This window comes from Actinomyces massiliensis 4401292, assembly GCF_000269805.1.
Taxonomy (GTDB): Bacteria; Actinomycetota; Actinomycetes; order Actinomycetales; family Actinomycetaceae; genus Actinomyces; species Actinomyces massiliensis.
In genome coordinates this window covers 1-613 of sequence record NZ_AKIO01000033.1, presented here as the reverse complement: position 1 = coordinate 613, position 613 = coordinate 1, and the positions used below count along the sequence as shown (strand labels likewise).

Here is a 613-nt window from a genome sequence, read left to right as displayed (position 1 = left end):
ATAGTCGAGTGGAATTCCATAAATATCTTTAGCTTGTCTACCTTTAATACCACCATGGAGCATGTCCCCACCATTAGCAGACCAGGTATAAGTTTCAATATTAGGAAAGGCAACGCTTTCAAATAGTTGTACCTCATTGACTACCTTCCAAGCTTGGTTGCTGATGAGTTTTCCCGTAATCATACGAGCACCAATATATATTCCAAAAATACTACCACTACTGTTGTTGACCAGAGAATGATTCGCTTTCTATTTCTCTTTTGTTTTTCTTTGCAACGATTTCAAAAGTTTCCATGATAATATCCTTTCTTTTCCAAAACCTGTCGAAGTTTATTTCGACTGCGCATGAGCTGAACCTTGACCTTGCTGTTAGAATAATGAAGCACTTCTGCTATTTCGCCTGTTGAGAACCCTTGAAAATAATAAAGATCCAACATGATTTTATCCCGCATTGGCAACTTTTCCACCTCCTCCATGAGAAAGTCGTAGTCTGATCCTTCAACAATCAATTGATTTCCCTTTGTAAAAAAATCTCGTCTCAGGATTTCCATATAATGCTTATCACGCCGGTATTTATCAATATAACGGCAAATAGACACACGATACATCCAAG

At 37.8% G+C, this 613-nt stretch carries 2 protein-coding genes; both read right to left on the bottom strand.

What is annotated here, in order from left to right:
- Positions 1-183 (bottom strand): hypothetical protein (locus W5W_RS16465; RefSeq protein ID WP_238533197.1); only part of this gene is annotated, 183 nt, incomplete at its 3' end.
- Between the two features lie 98 nt (positions 184-281).
- A partial coding sequence (locus W5W_RS15370) for an RNA polymerase sigma factor (protein WP_238533196.1) occupies positions 282-613 on the bottom strand: 332 nt, incomplete at its 5' end.